The sequence below is a fragment of the Caballeronia sp. LZ016 genome (assembly GCF_031450805.1).
GTDB lineage: Bacteria > Pseudomonadota > Gammaproteobacteria > Burkholderiales > Burkholderiaceae > Caballeronia.
The window spans coordinates 368,738-383,091 of record NZ_JARTVY010000002.1; the positions used below are offsets into that span (position 1 = coordinate 368,738).

The following is a 14,354-nucleotide window of genomic DNA, read 5'->3' on the forward strand; positions in this document are numbered from 1 at the left end:
GTGACTGCCGTTTCGGCACGCCGGGAAAACACGCGCGGCTCGCGTAGTGAACTGACACGGCACGATGCCGTTTCGCGTCGAGTTATCGAACGGGCCGGCTACAGCGCCGCACGCGCGAAGCGCTCGGCATTCTCCGGCCGAGCGCCAGCAAGAAACCGTCCACGCACAAAAAAGGCCGCTTGCGAAAGCGGCCTTCTTCGTCTGCACGAAACGCGAACCTAGTCGTCCAGCAACGACAAGTCGCGCACCGCGCCCTTATCCGCCGACATCACCAGCTTCGCATACGCCTTGAGCGCCGCCGACACCTTGCGCGGACGTGGCTTCGCGGGCTTCCAGCCCTTCGCGTCCTGCTCCTGGCGACGGCGCGCGAGCTCGTCGTCGGACAGCAGCACGTCGATCGTCCGGTTCGGAATGTCGATGCGAATCCTGTCGCCATCGCGCACGAGGCCGATTGCGCCGCCCGCCGCCGCTTCCGGCGAGCAGTGGCCGATGGACAGGCCCGACGTGCCGCCCGAGAAACGCCCGTCCGTCAGCAGCGCGCACGCCTTGCCGAGACCCTTCGACTTGATATAGCTCGTCGGGTAAAGCATTTCCTGCATGCCGGGTCCGCCTTTCGGACCTTCGTAACGGACGATGACGACATCGCCCGCCTTGACCTTGTCGTTGAGGATGTTCTCGACTGCCTCATCCTGCGATTCCGTGACATGCGCGGTGCCTTCGAACACGAGAATGCTTTCGTCGACGCCGGCCGTCTTGACGACGCAGCCATCGAGCGCGATGTTGCCCGTCAGCACCGCGAGGCCGCCTTCCTTCGAGAACGCGTGCTCGAAGGAGCGAATGCAGCCCTCGGCTCGATCCGTGTCGAGGCTCGGCCAGCGCGTGCTCTGACTGAACGCGACTTGCGTCGGAACGCCCGCGGGTCCCGCCATATAGAAGGTCTTGACGGCTTCGTCGTCGGTCAGCTTGACGTCCCACTGCGCGAGCGCGTCTGCAAGCGTCGGCGCGTGCACGGTCGGGACATCCGTATGCAGCTTGCCCGCGCGATCGAGTTCGCCGAGGATCGCCATGATGCCGCCCGCGCGATGCACATCCTCGATGTGATACTTGTTCGTGTTCGGTGCGACCTTGCAGAGCTGCGGGACGGTGCGCGAGAGGCGGTCGATGTCCGCCATCGTGAAGTCGATCTCGGCCTCGCGGGCGATCGCCAGCAGGTGAAGGATGGTGTTGGTCGAGCCGCCCATCGCGATATCGAGCGTCATGGCGTTCTCGAAAGCCTTGAAGCCGACCGAGCGCGGCAGCACACGCGCCTCTTCGTGCTCGTAATAGCGGCGCGCCAGTTCGACGATGCCCCGGCCCGCGCGCCTGAAAAGCTGCTCGCGATCCGCGTGTGTCGCGACCACGGTGCCGTTGCCCGGCAGCGAGAGACCGAGCGCTTCGGTGAGGCAGTTCATCGAGTTGGCCGTGAACATGCCGGAGCAGGAGCCGCATGTCGGGCACGCGGAGCGTTCCACTTCGGCCACGTCGGCGTCGGAGTATGACTGGTCGGCGGCGATCACCATGGCATCGACCAGGTCGAGCTTCTTCAGTTCGATGGCCTTGGTTTTCGGATTGGCGAGGCGCGTCTTGCCGGCCTCCATCGGGCCGCCCGAAACAAAGATGACAGGGATGTTCAGGCGCATCGCGGCCATCAGCATCCCCGGGGTGATCTTGTCGCAGTTGGAGATGCAGACCATGGCGTCGGCGCAATGCGCGTTGACCATGTACTCGACCGAATCCGCGATGATCTCGCGGCTCGGCAGCGAATAGAGCATGCCGTCGTGACCCATCGCGATGCCGTCATCGACCGCGATCGTGTTGAACTCCTTGGCGACGCCGCCCGCCGCCTCGATTTCGCGTGCGACGAGCTGGCCCAGGTCTTTCAGATGCACGTGACCCGGCACGAACTGGGTGAACGAATTGACGACGGCGATGATCGGCTTCGAGAAGTCTTCGTCTTTCATGCCGGTCGCGCGCCATAGCGAGCGCGCCCCCGCCATGTTGCGGCCGGCGGTGGAAGTTTTGGAACGGTATGTAGGCATCGTGGTTGCTGTTCGAGTTTCGCGAGGGGAGGCTGGCCACGAGGGGTAACGGGCCCTCGCGCAGTGTCGACGGCCTTGTGGGCCGGACGGGCGCGGGTTGGGAATTATCACATACCTGTTACGTTCATTCTCCCTCGCCGCGCTGCCCCGCCCGCGTGTCCGCTCACGCCTGCGCCAGCTTTCTGATATGGACCAGTGCGAACAGGCTGACGATCGCCGCCGCGATCAGATAGAAGCTCGGGGCAAGCGGATTCCCCGTCAGCCCGATGAGCGACGTAATGATGAACGGCGCGAAACCGCCGAACACCGTCACCGACACGTTGTAGCCGACGGACATTCCCGTCGTGCGGTTCTTCGTCGGAAAGAGGTCGCTGAGCAACGCGGGGAGTGCGCCGAAATACGCTGCGTTGGCCAAGCCGAAGAAAATCTGGACCCAGACCAGGGTGCCGAACGCAGGATAGTCGTGCAGCAGCCGGAAAACCGGATACGCGCAGACGAGGAAGACCGCGCCTGCCACCATCATGATTCTTGTCCTGCCGACACGGTCGGACAGATGGCCGAAGAACGGAGCACCGATCATCTGGATCACGCCCGTTGCGATGGTCGCAGTGAATGCAGCGGATGCGGGCAGGCCCAGTTGCTTGACCGCATACGTGGGCATGAAGAGAATGAGATACGTCGCCACCGTTCCGAGGACCACCGCTCCGATCGCCAGCACGAGACGATGTCTTTGATCCGTGAACGTATCGGCCAGCGGCGTCTTGGTGGTTTCCGTGCCGACGAACTCGGGCGTTTCATCGATATTTCGCCTGATGTAGTACGCCACCGGTCCGATCAGTAATCCGAGGAAGAACGGCAGTCGCCATCCCCAGCTCAGCACCTGCTCCGGCGTGAGCGCGGTCGTCAGCCACGTGCCGGCCAGTGCTGCGAGCAGCGTCGTGAGTCCCTGACTGGCCGCTTGCCAGCTCGCGAAGAACCCGCGCCGCTGACCACCGTGCTCCGCGAGAAAGGCGGTCGCGCTGCCGAATTCGCCTCCCGCCGAGAAACCTTGAATCATGCGAGCGAGGACGATGCCGACCGGCGCCGCGATGCCGAGCGTCGCATATGTCGGCATGATCGCGATAAGCAGGGTGCCGGCCATCATCAAGAGAATGGATAGCGTCAACGCGGCTTTGCGGCCTGCCTTGTCCGCATAGACGCCCAGCACGACCGCGCCGAGCGGGCGCATGAAGAACGACACCCCGAACGTACCGAGCGTGAGCAGCAAGGAGACCGTCTCGCTCCCGGCGGGGAAGAACAGCCTGGAAATCGTGACGGCAAAGAACCCGTATATGACGAGGTCGAACCATTCGAGCGCATTGCCGATAGATGCGGCCACGATGACTCGCCACGCACGACGGCTCGATTCCGTCTCTTGTAGCGACAAGCCCGGCATATCAGTCATGCAGTATCTCCTGTGTTTTGCCGCGTTAGAAGCGGCGCTGTTTTCGAAGGCGAATCCAAGAGCTTGCGTTGCCTTTAGCGGCACTCCACGAGCATTATCGACTGGAAACGGCGCTGCCGTGCTCGTGTCGTCCGTTTGAGTGCGCCGTGATAGGCTAGGCTATCCCGGCGCCCGCGCGAAACATGCGATCGCATCGGGGGGGAAGGCGCAGCACATCTACCACGACACGACGCGCTCGACGCACACGCGTTTGCGGCGCACGCACGACAAGGACAATCACGCTTTGATCAAGGCAATTCTGTGGGACATGGATGGCACGCTCATCGAGAGCGAGTCACTGCATCTGGCGACGCTCGTCGAGGCGCTCGCCCATCACGGGGTGCAAGCGGGCGATGAATTGCATCCGCTCGTTTTCGGCAAGACCGGGCGCGAAGTGCATGCGCTCGTTCGCGAGCGCTTCGGGCTTTCCGTCGATTTCAGCGAATGGTCGGCGTTTCGCGCGCGGGCCTATCTGAACGGCGCGCCCCGGCTCGTGCCCCGTCCCGGCGCGCTCGAGGTGTATCGCATGGCGAAGGCGGCGGGCATCACGCAGGCAATCGTATCGAATGCTTCGCGCATGTTGCTGGAAGCGAACCTGCGCGCGTTGGGCATCGAGGAGCCGTCGCTCATCACGGTCAGCGTCAACGACGTGCGTCACGGCAAGCCGAGCCCGGAGCCATACGAACGCGCCGCGTGGCTGCTGCGTCTCGCGCCGGAAGAGGTCGTCGCAGTCGAAGACAGTCCGACCGGCGCGGGCGGCGCGATAGCGGCGCACATGCGAGTGATCGGCTGGCCCGTCGATGACGATGCCGCCGCGCTCTTTCCTGCCGAAGCGCAGATCGTGCGGTCGCCGGGTGAACTGGCGGCGACGCTCGGGCTGCAGGCGTTCTCGCTGTCCGGGGTCTAGGCAGGCAGTCGCACGGGCCCGTGCTTCATTGCGTCTGATGCGCAGCCTCACGATCGGACTCGCAAGCGCAGCCATAAGTGGATTTTCCCCACTTGAACAGACGCGAGGTCTTTCCGATGCCGGGATTGAATGAGTTGGTCGGATCGAGCTCTTCATAGAACTGCGTAAGCGACGCTTTCGCTTCGTAGAGGTGCCCGACGTTGTGCTCCGCCGGATACTCGGCGCCGCGCGCAGCCAGCAGCGCGAGGATCTCGTCCTTGATGCGGTCGCAATCGACGCCTTTCTTCACCAGATATTCCTGGTGCAGCACATGGCAGAAGAAATGACCGCAGTACATGGAATACTCGATGTCCTTCGAGATGTGCTGCGGCAGCCGTTCGAACCAGTCGGTCGTATTGCGCGGCAGGGCGATATCGAGCGCGACGATATCCTCCACCGTTCGCGGATGCACCGCGCGATACCGGACCATCGCGCCGCCGATGGTGAAGCGGTTCAGAAACGCCGCTTCGCCTTCCTTGGGCGTGCATTCGAAATAGTCGCCCTGTTGCGTGGGAAACCGCAATTGCAGATAGTCGCGCGCTTCCTGCACGCCGTCGTTACCCATCTTGAGCAGCAGGTGATGCTCGAATCTGTCGCGGTACTCGATCAGCCGTCGCGGCAGATGCTCGGGCAAAAGCCGGCTCAATGCCTGCAGCAGGCGATCGCTGATGCCACTGCCGAGCCGGGCCTTCTCGGTGAATCCATCGAACCGGCTCTTCGCTGCGAAGGCGCGCGGCACCTTGTCGGTGCCGAAGGTCCGGATGTAGAGGAACATGTCCTTGCCATAGCGGCGGCTGATGTCGAACGCGCCGCGGTGCATGTATTCCCCCGCTATCGGCAGACTCTTGAAGCCGCCGAGAATGTCGCGGCGGATGGTTTCGAGTTCGGCCGGATCGTTGCTGCCGATATAGAACACTTGCGTCTGTTCGTCCGCAGGGAACGTATCCAGCCGTAGTGCGAACACCGCGAGGTGTCCCGCAGAGCCCGATGCTTCGTAGAGCCGGCGCGGGTCTGCATTGAAGCGCGCGGGAGTGGATGCCTCGATGTCGCGCACATGCGTGCTGTACTCGTGATCGGAAGCGAGCAACCCGTTTGCTGCGGGGATATCGTCGGGCAGTTCGCCTGCGTCGAGACGGGCGAGGATGGCTTCGGCGGAGTCGCCGAGATCGATTCCGAGGTGATTGACCAGCTTCAGCTCGCCGTCGGCTGTAATGCGTGCGTGAATCGAAAGCTGCGTGAACGCCGGTCCGCGGCGAATCAGCGAACCGCCCGAGTTGTTGCACACACCCCCGGTTACGGATGCGCCGATGCAGCTCGAGCCGATCACCGAATGCGGTTCGCGCTTGAGCGGCTTCAAACGCTTCTCGAGCTGGTCGAGCGTGACGCCCGGTTGACAGATCGCCTGCTCGCCGTTGCGAATCAGATCGAGCCGGCGCAAGCGCATGGTATTGATCACGACGACCGGGCGATCGTAGCCTTCAGCCGCAGGCGTCGATCCGCCGGTGAGCCCGGTATTCGCCGCCTGACAGATGACGATGACATTCGCACGATGACACGCCTGCAGCGCCCGCCACATCTCGACGAGCGTGCCCGGCTGAATCGCGGCGAGCACCGGGCCGCCGCCGTATCGATACCCTTGCCGGAAGCGGCGCGTTTCAGTGGCGCCGGTAAAGACGTAAGCGTTTCCAACGATGTCGCCGAGCGACTGAATCAGTTCGTTCATGAAAGACCGTTTCTGTTGTAGAGACCGCAGCGAGCGAAGCCTTTCGCCTCAACGCGACGAGTTCGCTTTCTCTTCGTCAGTCCGGCTCGCGCAGCATGGCGGGCATTCGTACATGGACTTCGCGAAACACATGCGCTGCATGACCCGCGAGATGACTTCGCGCGTCTCGTCGAGATCGTTAGAGAGCGAAAAGAGATAAAGCGCCGTTTCTGGATATTACGTGAATCGGCGTTGTCTTTGGGGGATAGGCCCGCGATTACGGCACTGCGGCGACAGAGAACATCCGTGGAAACGGCTGTGCTGTTCTTCGTCTACAAGGCCCCACGGCTTCGCATTCATTTGCCGCACGACGAGGGCGCGCGCGTGCCTACAGAGTCTTGGGAACGACGAACCGGCAAGTTCCAGGCATCACATGCAATGTCGAGCGCATTCAATGTCCGGCCGACGATCCGACCGCCATTCGCTTGCCTGCGATGGATCATCGATGGTCTGACGCGGACCTCGAAGGAGTCGAGGCGCGGGTGAGGGGTGTGACGTTCGCGCAGTGTCTCCACGCACGCCATGTGATTTGTTCCACCTGCATGTATCGCAACAACATGGCGAGTCGCGTGCTGGCGTCGTGGTTATCGAACAAGCGACGGTCCATCATCGTTCAGCGATGACCGCCACGGCCTTGATTTCCACGATATAACCGCCTGCGCCGCCCAGCATATGCGCCCCCACGGCGGTCCACGCAGGCAGCGGACGTGCCTTCAGGTATCGGTCGCGCACTTGCATGAAGAGCGGGAGATCCCGCATGTCGGTGTGGAACGTGGTGATGTCGACGACATTGGCGAGCGTTGCGCCTGCGGCTTCGAGCACGGTCTTGAGATTCTCGAAGGCTTGCACGATCTGCGCTTCGCGTCCTTCCACCAGTTTCATGTTGGCGTCACGGCCGATCTGCCCCGAGACATACACCGTGTGGCCGACTCTCACTGCCGGGGCGTAGCGAATGTTGTCGTAGACCGCTTCCATTCCCGCAGGGACGATGGCTTTGCGTTCGTTCACTATGGCGTCTCCTCTCTGATTCGCTGCAATGCCTCAACCGTTGTCGCCGCCTGCAACCGGCAGCACCGCGCCTGTGATATAGCCCGCTTCGTCGGATGCGAGAAAGAGTATTGGCGCGACTTGCTCGTCCAGCGTGCCGTAGCGTTTGAAGAAGGTCGAGTCGGTGACCTGCTTTACCGCTTCGCTCATCCAGACCTTCTCTTCTGCGCTGTCTCCTGCCGCGTTGCGGGGGACGCGTCGCGCGGGCGCTTGCGTTCCACCCGGCGCCGCAGCAACGACGCGGATGTTGTGCTCGCCGTACTCCATCGCAAGGGATTGCGTCATTGCGTTGACCCCGCCTTTAGCCGCCGAGTAAGGCACGCGACGGATGCCACGCGTCGCATTGGAAGACACATTGACGATGGTCCCGCCACCCTCTGCGAGCATATGCGGCAAGACTGCATGGCACGCGTAGAGCGTCGGCATCAGCGAGCGGCGGATCTCCGCATCGATTTGAGCGGGCTCGAATTCGGCGTAGGGCCGCATACGAATCGCGCCGCCCACACCATTGACGAGAACGTCGATGCGGCCATATCGCTGCATGGCGAACGCCATCGCCGAGGCTGCGCCCTCGTACGTTTCCAGGTCTGCGACGAAGCCTGCCGTATCCGCGCCAGCCGCTTCGGCCGCCACGTCGGAGACGAAGTCGGCGCGATCGACGAAGAGCACCTTCGCGCCTTCATACGCCGCACGCAGCGCAACGCCGCGGCCGATGCCCTGCGCCGCGCCGGTCACGACCATTACCTTGCCTTCGAACCTATGCATGTTCATGAGCCACCGCCGCGACATTGGGAGTGAATTTCTCGTAGTGGAAGCTGTTCGGCGCCACGCCGTTATCGTCGAAATGCTTGCGTACTGCGTCGACCATCGGCGGGGGGCCGCACAGATAGACATCGACATCGCCATCGTTCAGGCATTCAGCGGGCATATGCTGCGTGACCCAGCCTTTGCGAGGATGACTGGACGCGGCTTCGGCAACCACGGTCGTGAACGTGAAGTTCGGCAGCTTCACCGTGTATGCCTCGATGGCCTCGACCATCACGAGGTCGAGGTCGCGCGTCGCGCCATAGATGAGATGCACCTTCTGCTGCGGGTTCGTGCGTGCGAGCACTTCGAGCATCGAGAGGAACGGGGCCAGTCCCGTGCCGCCCGCGAGGAACAATAACGGCCGTTCGACGGGACGCAGATAAAAGATGCCGATGGGTCCGGTCAGCTCGACCTTGCTGCCCGGCTTCGCGGTGTCGAGCCACGTGCTCATCACGCCCCCCGGAATCTTCTTGATCAGAAAGCTGATCTTCGATTCCCCCGGCGCGGACGAGAACGAATAGGAGCGATGCTGTCCGCTGCCCGGCACGTCGATGTTCACATACTGGCCAGCGAGGAAAGCCGGCGCAACGCCGTCCACATCCAGTTCGAGAACCACGGCGGCATCGTGATGTTGCTCGACCTTCGTGACGGTTGCAGCGAACTTGTTGTGCTCCGTCTTGCAAGATGTGGACGATGCGGGCACCGCGATGACGCAATCGCTTTGCGGCACCATCTGGCAGGTGAGGACGAGACCGCTGTCTTTCTCGTCTTCGCTCAGCGCGTCGTCGATATAGTCGTCGCCGAGATCGTATTGGCCGCTTTCGGCGCGGCATTTGCAGGTGCCGCATACGCCGTCGGAACAATCCATCGGCAGATTGATCTTCGCGCGAAAGGCGGCATCGAGAACCTTCTCGCCGGCCTTGCATTCGACAAAGCGCGTCACGCCGTCTTCGAAATTCAGTGCGATGTTATAGCTGGACATAGTGCCTCCTGCTTCGTGTCTCGTTCCCGGAAAGGGCATCAGACGTGATAGACGTCGAGCACCTGGCGGATATAGTCGTTCTTCAGCGCGATCCTCTTGCTCGATATGAGCAGGCGGTCGTCGATCCTGCGAAAGGTGACGTAAGCGGTGCCGAAGAACTGGTCCGTGATCTTGTAGCGATGACTGAGCGTGTTGAAGTTGTATCGAACATCCACTTCATTGTCGCGTTGAGCCAGCACTTCGACATTGGTCACGCTATGACTGGTCCGTGGTTCCGGCATCGACGCGCCGCTGCGCTCGGTCTTGATGCGGAACACGCGATCTTCGAGTCCGCCGCGATCCGCGTAATACATCAACGATATCTGGCTATGCGGGTCGTCGGTCAGCTTGTCGTCGTCGTCCCATGCGGGCATCCAGTAGGTGACGTCATCGGTATAGCAGGCGAGCCACTCGTCCCACTGACGATCGTCGAGAAGACGCGCTTCCTGATAGAGCGCGTTGCAGATCTTCTGATAATCGATGCTCATGCCGCCACCTCCGCCTGTTCCTTTTGCAACGCGTCGCGCATGACCCGCATCCAGTATTCGTGCTGAACCACGAAGAGGCCTTCGTCTTCACTGCGCTCGCCGGAGATCAGCGGATTCAGGCCCATGCCTTTCGCGTTCGCGTCGGGACCGTGGACCCACAGCGGCGCGCCGCGCGACATGTCGTTCCACATCGATGTCGTGCTTGCGTAACCGGCCTGACATGCGCGAAATTCTTCGAGATCGTCGCTCGTTCCCATGCCCGAGACGTTGAAGAAGTCTTCGTATTGACGAATGCGGATAGCGCGGCTCTCTGCGCTCTCGCCTTTAGGTGCGAAGCAGAAGATGCTGACTTCGGTTTTATCGACGCTGACGGGACGTACCACGCGAATCTGCGTGCTGAACTGGTCCATCAGGAACACGTTCGGATAGAGGCACAGGTTGCGCGTCTGGTTGACGATGTACTTGGCCTTGTCTTCGCCCACGCGTGCCGCGATTTCATCACGATGCTCATAGACTGGCCGCACTTCCGGATTCATCGTGTTCGTCCACAGCAGGATATGTCCGTGCTCGAAGCCATAGACGCCCGCGACGGATTTGCTCCAGCCGTTCGCATCCACGGCCTTCGTGCCTTCGACCTTGCGGCGTCCCATCGTCGCCGAGTAGTTCCAGTGGACGGTGCTGACGTGATAGCCGTCGCAACCGTTTTCCATCTGCATCTTCCAGTTGCCGTCGTAGATGTATGACGAGCTGCCGCGCAGCACTTCGAGGCCATCCGGCGCTTGTGAAACGATCTGGTCGATGATGATCTTCGTTTCGCCGAGATAGTCTTCGAGCGGCATCACGTCGTCGCTCAGGCTGCCGAACAGAAAACCGCGATAGTTCTCGAAGCGCGCGACTTTCTTCAGGTCGTGCGAGCCTTGCTTGTTGAACTGCACCGGATACTCAGTGGTCTTTTCATCCTTCACCTTGAGCAGCTTGCCTGCGTTCGAGAAGGTCCAGCCGTGGAAAGGGCACGTGAAGCTGCCCTTATTGCCATGCTTGCGGCGGCAAAGCATTGCGCCTTTATGAGCACAGGCATTGATGACCGCATGCAGTTCACCGGTCTTGTCACGCGTGATGACGATCGGCTGACGGCCGATCGACGTGGTGTAGTAATCGTTGTTGTTCGGGACCTGGCTTTCGTGCGCGAGATACACCCAGTTCTTCTCGAAGATGTGCTTCATTTCGAGTTCGTACAGATCCGGGTTCGTGAAGATATCGCGGCGGCAACGGAAAACGCCGTTTTCCGTGTCGTCCTGCACGGCATTGGCGAGCAGGTCGTCGAGCTGTCGGGCTTTATCGAATGTTGCGGACATGAGTCGTCTCCCTATGCGGGCTTCGTAGCGAAGCCCTTGCATCGGTTTGAAGAGGTCGTGCGAGAAGTCTTGCGATGCGCCCTTATGCTGCGGCGGCGACGCGCGGGCGATTGACCAACTGGTTATCCTTGCCTTGCACAAGGGAAGTCAATGCGATGTCGAATTGAATTTCTTTATACGCATCCGATTTAAGACCAAGTGCGATACCACCCGTCTTATCGACCACATGCGGCACGAGTTCTTCGCGGGTCGCATACGCGAAGTCATCCCAGATCAGCGGGTCGCCTTCGATGTTGATTTGCGTGGTCAGCTTGCGGGTCTTGCCGCTCGTCACGAAGAAATGCACGTGCGCCGGGCGATTGCCGTGGCGAGCCATCGCGTCGAGCAGTTGCTGCGTCGCGCCTTGCGGCGGGCAACCGTAACCAACCGGCATCAGCGTGCGGAATTGATACTTGCCGTTGGCGCCGGTCTTCACCGCGCCGCGAAGGTTGAAGTCATCCTGTGCGCCGGTCGGATCGAAATGGGAATAGAAGCCCTTCGAATTGGCGTGCCAGCATTCCACGATCGCATCGGCAAGGGGCTTGCCGTCCGGACCCGTCACCGTCCCACGGATGATGAGCGGACCCGCGTCTCCGTCAGTGTTGATGTCGATCTTCGAGACGCCATCACGAACCGGCGCGCCTGCGACATACAGCGGACCTTCGATCGTGCGCGGCGTGCCGCCGTGAATGTCGGCCTCGCGGTCCGCTGCATCCATGCGAATGTCGAGATACTTTTCGAGGCCGAGGCCGGCCGCGAGAAGCGCGGCCTCGCCGTCCTTGCCGAGTTTGTTGAAGTAATGAACGCCGGCCCAGATTTCGTCGGGCGTAATGTCGAGATCATCGATGGCCTTGAAAAGATCGCTAAGCAAGCGATGCGTGATCTGCTTGACGCGAGCATTGCCGTTCTGACTTCCCAAATTGGCGGCGGCCTTCAACAGGTCCTGCACTTCTTTCGAGTCGAATACCCTTGCAGTCATGTCTGCTCCTGTGTCTCTGTCTTTTGCTGGGGTTAACCCTCGTTTCAAGCGAATGCCGATATGCTCGTAAGGTATAGTCGGGGCTCGAAACAAAGCGTGAAGGCAGAATAAAGGACGGCAAACAGCCCGGTCCAACACTGATTTAGTATCGGGCCATATCCCGGAGGTATCGTATGGAGCTGCGGCATCTTCGTTACTTTGTGGCAGTGGCCGAGGAGAGAAACTTCACGCGCGCGGCCCAGCGGCTGCACATCGCGCAGCCGCCGCTCAGCCGGCAAATACAGCAGCTCGAAGAAATCCTGGGCGTGCAGCTCTTCGAAAGAAACTCGCGGCCGCTCAAGCTCACGGAGACAGGCAAGTTCTTCTACGCGCATGCAGTGCAATTGCTGGCGCAGACGGCCGAACTCGAATCGATGACGAGGCGAGTCGGCAATATCGAGCGCAGCATGTCCGTCGGTTTCGTCGCATCTACGCTCTATGGCCTGTTGCCGAAGATCATCCGGCGCTTTCGCGACGAGAACCCGACAGTCGAACTCAGTCTGCATGAGTTATCGACGATGGATCAGATGCGAGCCCTCAAGGACGGGCGAATCGATGTCGGCTTTGGCCGCCTTCGGCTTGAAGACGCCAATATCCGGCGCGTGGTGCTAAGAGAAGAAAAGATGATCGTCGCGTTTCCGGTAGGCCATCCGCTTGCGCTGTCCAGGCCGGTGTGCGCGTTGCGCGATCTCATCAATGAGACGCTGATCGTCTATCCGAAAACGCCTCGCCCGAGTTATGCGGACCAGGTGCTTGCCGCCTTCAAGGACCGGGGACTCGAGCCGCGCAAGATTTATGAAGTGCGCGAGATTCAGATTGCTCTGGGCCTCGTGGCCGCGGGCGAGGGCATTTCTATTGTGCCGAGCAGCGTCTATGGACTCAAGCGCGACGACGTCAGCTATAAAGAGCTCGATGACCCCACGCTGGTGTCGCCGATCATCATGAGCATGCGCGCAATGGACGAATCGCGCGACCTGCGGGAGATGCTCGAACTCATCTATCGGCTCTACGAGGAAGCGCAAATCCCTTTTACGGCGCGCACGGAAAAGGGGCAGTGAGCCAGCCATACCTCGCGGGTATCGCATCAGACGTCAATGGTCTTGGACAGGCCGTGAATGCCCACGCAATACTGGCGCAACTCCATTGACTCCGCCATTTCAGGTATGAACGCTCAAATCACGGCTGTCGAAGCGATCCTGGTCGATCTTCCGACCATTCGCGCCCACAAGCTCTCCATGACGACGATGCAGCAGCAAACGATGGTCATCATCCGCCTGCGATCGAGCGATGGCATCGAGGGCATCGGCGAAGCGACCACCATCGGTGGGTTGTCGTATGGCGAAGAGAGTCCCGAAGGCATCAAGCTCACGATCGACACTTACCTCGCGCCGGCGCTGATCGGACAGGACGCGACCAACATCAACGCAGCCATGCTCGTGCTGAACAAGGTCGCGCGTGGCAACCGGTTCGCCAAGTCCGGTATCGAGACCGCGTTGCTCGATGCGCAAGGAAAGCGCCTCGGCGTGCCCGTATCGGCGCTGCTCGGCGGTGCGGTCCGCAAGACGCTTCCCGTTCTCTGGACGCTCGCGAGCGGAGATACCGCCCGCGACATCGAGGAAGCCGAAGTGCTTCTGGCGGAGCGCCGGCACGATACCTTCAAGCTGAAGATCGGCCGCCGCAGCGTGCGCGACGACGTGGCGCACGTGTCGAAGATCAAAGCCGCACTGGGGGATCGCGCACGGGTCACGGTCGATGTCAATCAGGCCTGGAACGAGGTCGATGCCGCGCTCGGTATCGCAGCGCTGGAGGCCGCGGGTATCGACCTGATCGAGCAGCCCACGCCGCGCGAACATCGCGGAGCGCTTGCGCGGCTCGCGGCGCGTTTCACCGTTCCGATCATGGCGGACGAGGGCATCACCGGTCCCGAGGACGCGCTCGACCTCGTGCGGGAAGCCTGCGCCGATGTATTCGCGCTGAAGATCGCGAAGTCCGGCGGCATCTACGGCATGCTGCGCACGGCGGCCGTTGCCGATGCAGCGGGCGTATTGCTCTACGGCGGCACGATGCTCGAAGGCAGCGTGGGTTCCATCGCATCCGCGCATGGTTTCAGCGCACTCCCGCAACTGGCGTGGGGCACCGAGCTATTCGGCCCGCTGCTGCTGAAAGATGACATCGTGACGGTTCGTCCGCAGTATCGCGACTTCGATCTTCAGCTTCCCGAAGGTCCGGGGCTGGGCCTGCAAATCGATGAAGACAAGCTCGCGTTCTATCGTCGCGACAAGCGTGCATGAGTCACCGTGCTACCTCGAG

12 protein-coding genes are annotated in these 14,354 nt (G+C 61.5%); 3 read left to right on the forward strand and 9 right to left on the reverse strand.

Features of this window, described 5'->3' with window-relative positions; all coding sequences use genetic code 11:
• Window positions 1-218: 218 nt before the first annotated feature.
• Together ilvD and P9220_RS15140 are read right to left on the reverse strand one after the other, a co-directional pair.
• Window positions 219-2,078, reverse strand: coding sequence for a dihydroxy-acid dehydratase (gene ilvD / locus P9220_RS15135; protein WP_309765816.1), 1,860 nt, complete (start codon window positions 2,076-2,078; stop codon window positions 219-221).
• 163 nt (window positions 2,079-2,241) lie between these two features.
• Window positions 2,242-3,513 (reverse strand): MFS transporter, encoded by a 1,272-nt coding sequence (locus tag P9220_RS15140; RefSeq protein WP_309766764.1) that lies wholly within the window; start codon window positions 3,511-3,513, stop codon window positions 2,242-2,244.
• Between the two features lie 292 nt (window positions 3,514-3,805).
• On the opposite strand from P9220_RS15140, the gene P9220_RS15145 reads away from it, so the two are divergent.
• A complete protein-coding gene (locus P9220_RS15145) occupies window positions 3,806-4,468 on the forward strand; it encodes an HAD family phosphatase (protein WP_309765817.1) in 663 nt (220 codons plus the stop codon).
• 25 nt (window positions 4,469-4,493) lie between these two features.
• Here P9220_RS15145 and dld read toward each other — a convergent pair whose 3' ends face one another.
• The 7 genes from dld to catA form a co-directional block, all read right to left on the reverse strand.
• Window positions 4,494-6,230, reverse strand: coding sequence for a D-lactate dehydrogenase (dld, locus tag P9220_RS15150; protein WP_309765818.1), 1,737 nt, complete (start codon window positions 6,228-6,230; stop codon window positions 4,494-4,496).
• 645 nt (window positions 6,231-6,875) lie between these two features.
• Complete coding sequence (locus tag P9220_RS15155) at window positions 6,876-7,277, reverse strand: RidA family protein (RefSeq protein WP_309765819.1); 402 nt, start codon at window positions 7,275-7,277, stop codon at window positions 6,876-6,878.
• 33 nt (window positions 7,278-7,310) lie between these two features.
• The gene (gene benD, locus P9220_RS15160) at window positions 7,311-8,087 is read right to left on the reverse strand and encodes a benzoate diol dehydrogenase BenD (protein ID WP_309765820.1); all 777 of its coding nucleotides are present in this window, start codon (window positions 8,085-8,087) and stop codon (window positions 7,311-7,313) included.
• On the reverse strand, window positions 8,074-9,105 hold the full coding sequence (gene benC, locus P9220_RS15165; RefSeq protein ID WP_309765821.1) for a benzoate 1,2-dioxygenase electron transfer component BenC: 1,032 nt from the start codon (window positions 9,103-9,105) through the stop codon (window positions 8,074-8,076). The genes benD and benC overlap by 14 nt, the downstream gene beginning before the upstream one ends.
• 38 nt (window positions 9,106-9,143) lie before the next feature.
• On the reverse strand, window positions 9,144-9,632 hold the full coding sequence (gene benB, locus P9220_RS15170) for a benzoate 1,2-dioxygenase small subunit (protein WP_309765822.1): 489 nt from the start codon (window positions 9,630-9,632) through the stop codon (window positions 9,144-9,146).
• Window positions 9,629-10,987: a Rieske 2Fe-2S domain-containing protein gene (locus P9220_RS15175; RefSeq protein WP_309765823.1), complete on the reverse strand. Its 1,359-nt coding sequence runs from the start codon at window positions 10,985-10,987 to the stop codon at window positions 9,629-9,631. The genes benB and P9220_RS15175 overlap by 4 nt, the downstream gene beginning before the upstream one ends.
• Window positions 10,988-11,069: 82 nt before the next feature.
• Window positions 11,070-12,005 carry a catechol 1,2-dioxygenase gene (gene catA, locus P9220_RS15180; protein ID WP_309766765.1) on the reverse strand — a complete coding sequence of 312 codons (936 nt, stop codon included), beginning with the start codon at window positions 12,003-12,005 and terminating at the stop codon, window positions 11,070-11,072.
• Window positions 12,006-12,178: 173 nt separating this feature from the next.
• Here catA and P9220_RS15185 point away from each other — a divergent pair, with 173 nt between their 5' ends.
• Together P9220_RS15185 and P9220_RS15190 are read left to right on the forward strand one after the other, a co-directional pair.
• Window positions 12,179-13,102, forward strand: coding sequence for a LysR family transcriptional regulator (locus P9220_RS15185; protein ID WP_309765824.1), 924 nt, complete (start codon window positions 12,179-12,181; stop codon window positions 13,100-13,102).
• A gap of 105 nt (window positions 13,103-13,207) precedes the next feature.
• A complete protein-coding gene (locus P9220_RS15190; RefSeq protein ID WP_309765825.1) occupies window positions 13,208-14,335 on the forward strand; it encodes a muconate/chloromuconate family cycloisomerase in 1,128 nt (375 codons plus the stop codon).
• The last annotated feature ends 19 nt before the right edge of the window (window positions 14,336-14,354 follow it).